Origin of the sequence: Peribacillus sp. NPDC060253, assembly GCF_042727425.1 — a bacterium.
Classification (GTDB): domain Bacteria; phylum Bacillota; class Bacilli; order Bacillales; family DSM-1321; genus Peribacillus.
Genome location: NZ_JBHXAS010000245.1, coordinates 1 through 2,474, shown reverse-complemented (window position 1 = coordinate 2,474; position 2,474 = coordinate 1). Strand labels below are relative to the sequence as shown.

The 2,474-nt window shown below is 34.8% G+C and carries 2 protein-coding genes and 1 pseudogene; 2 read left to right on the top strand and 1 reads right to left on the bottom strand.

All coding sequences use genetic code 11. The features are described 5' to 3' along the window. The coding region (locus tag ACFWE9_RS26605; protein ID WP_377359634.1) for a hypothetical protein at positions 1–210 on the top strand (210 nt) is incomplete at its 5' end. 666 nt (positions 211–876) lie between these two features. Here the strand turns inward: ACFWE9_RS26605 and ACFWE9_RS26600 are convergent. After that, positions 877–1,368 (bottom strand): GyrI-like domain-containing protein, encoded by a 492-nt coding sequence (locus ACFWE9_RS26600; protein WP_230156537.1) that lies wholly within the window; start codon positions 1,366–1,368, stop codon positions 877–879. A 516-nt stretch (positions 1,369–1,884) separates the two neighbouring features. Here ACFWE9_RS26600 and ACFWE9_RS26595 point away from each other — a divergent pair. Next, positions 1,885–2,224, top strand: a pseudogene (locus ACFWE9_RS26595) (Lrp/AsnC family transcriptional regulator). The last annotated feature ends 250 nt before the right edge of the window (positions 2,225–2,474 follow it).

The following is a 2,474-nucleotide window of genomic DNA, read 5'->3' as shown; positions in this document are numbered from 1 at the left end:
TATATAAATAATAACAATAAGGAGGGAACAGTGATGGAAGTAAATATGAGTGTTGAAGAAGTCGTGAATCAAATTTCTGAATTAGTAGAAAAAGAAGGGAAGCCACCTCGGAAGAAAGAGGTAAAGAAGTCAGATCCGGAGTTAATGAAAAATGCATTGTATTATTTTCCTAGTTGGGATACTGCAGTAGAACATAGCATTGGATCTTAACCATAAACGATACATAAACATTTATTTTTCAAATGAGTATATATAAGGCAAGAAAAGTTATGAAGGCCACCAAATTGGTGGCCTTTTGAATGTACGATTCTTACTATTATTGTACATTAGAAACCGAGTGGAAAAATACACTTTTTGAACTATCGGGGCAGGTTAGCTCCATAAGGGGTACCACCAGCAAAACGCTAATTTACAACGCTAAGGAAATCCGAGAAAAAAATAACCGGTTTTCACCACGGTAAGGTGTAACCGGTATTTATAACTATTATTGGTTGTTCAACGGTCTTAATGAATCTAAAGTAGTAAACCCTTTTGGATCAAAACGGTACTCCCCTAACAATTTGATATGCTCCCAGCCTAATGGAGAAATATGTTTTAATAAATCTTCTGTTAAAACTCCTTTATTTGTGTAATGAAATTGGTTTACTTTAAGTCCGTGTCTCCTTCACTTCCCATTGTTTCATCGACTTTACGAGATCAGTTTATATGGATGGGTGGGGTTACCTAACAATGTCCTTTGAACATCCTGATAGCGTTCGATCCATAAAATTCGGTATCGCCACGGGTAAATGCTTCTTTTATTTTCATTAAAGAATTCTATGCGTTTTCCAGGCAAACTAACTTCCTTATGGTTTAGCAACAGTGATCTATTTTTTTTTATTTTATTGCAACCCATATTTCGTTAGTTGAATTCGGACTATAGAGATCCGAATCTATATATGCTTCAATTGCAGCAGTATCGGCAGGTTCATAGCTGTTAGATGGAAACCATTCTGAATAAATTTGCTTCCATGTATTTATCATTGCGGTTGGGGCAGGTCCTTGAACATCAAATACGACCCATTTGGACGCAGGTATTTCAAAACTCGAAAGTCCATCTGGCACATCTCCACTATGTTCTGAAGCAATCCAGTAGTCGATTGTGTTTTTCTCCTCATTATAATTATCAGTAATACCTAATAGACCTTTTATTTGTCCATTATTTAATTGAATTAATTGATTGACTGTGTCATTTTGATGTACTTCACCCCAAAATTCTCCAATACTCGGAAGTCCAGCATTCTCTGTATTACATGCTGGATCACATGAACATTCTCGTTTAACTCCTACCACTTGAAAAGTATCTTTTTCAATAATTTTATATTTCATTGGTTCTGCTCCTTTCAGTTTTACCTGTATAGTCAGTCGATTATAGGATTGCAACTTTCCGACTCCTTTTCGTGCTTCACTCGGCGTAACACCATGTTGTTTACGAAAAGCTTTTGAGAAAGCTCAGGAGTATCGTATCCATATTTAAAGCTAATGTCTATGATAGCGCCAAACAATTCTTGAACTGCTAATGTCAAACGGCGCCGGCGAAGATATTCTCCAATAGAAATATCTGTCAAGATCGTAAATGTGCGCTAAAAATGAAATGGAGATACATTTGCTTGTTTGGCAATGTCTTCTATCGTTATATGATCTAATAAATGTTCTTCCATCTAGTCTATCGCCTTTTGTAAAGATTCAACCAACGCCGTTTCTCACAACTCCTTAAAAGATTCTAACAATGCGATATACTTCAGCCCTGTCATTTTTTTGCTCACTTTAGACAGTATTATATTTCATAAAATTAAGTATACACACGAATAAGCATCTAATTGCTAGCTCGCAAATATAATCACGATGAAAGAATTGAGTGAGAAAGTCCTTTTGACCGGTCAAGCAGCTGCATTTAGAGTTGCCAAATTAGAAGATAATGGAGTGATTGAGGGATATGCCATTAATGTTAAATTAGGGTGTCTTATACATGCTTTTATTACTATCATTACACAAAGCACTAATCACCAACCTTATCTGTCGTTCATAAAAACTCAAGAACAAAATACATAACTATAAAATCAGTAGAGATGGTTGTTACCTTCTGGCATGCAGATTTCCATCTAATAAAATGATAGAACAATTTTTGGAAGACTTAAACAAGCATGTAAACTATAAATTATCGATTTTTATAAATAAGCTGTAGTGAATGGCTTTATGTAAACTGAAGCATTGAATATGAAAAAGACTATAGGATTTTCCTTTTCAAAAATGGCCATGAACGATCCATTTCACTATATTGGCCCATCATCATTGAGAAAAATTTTACCTAAAAAGGTTCACTACTTGTACAAATTAGTAAGTGGCTTCTCCTCTTCCCCAAGTTCATGACTTGTGAATGCTGTAACAACTTTTTATAAGTAAATACTCACTTCTTATTTAAAAACATCCTAATT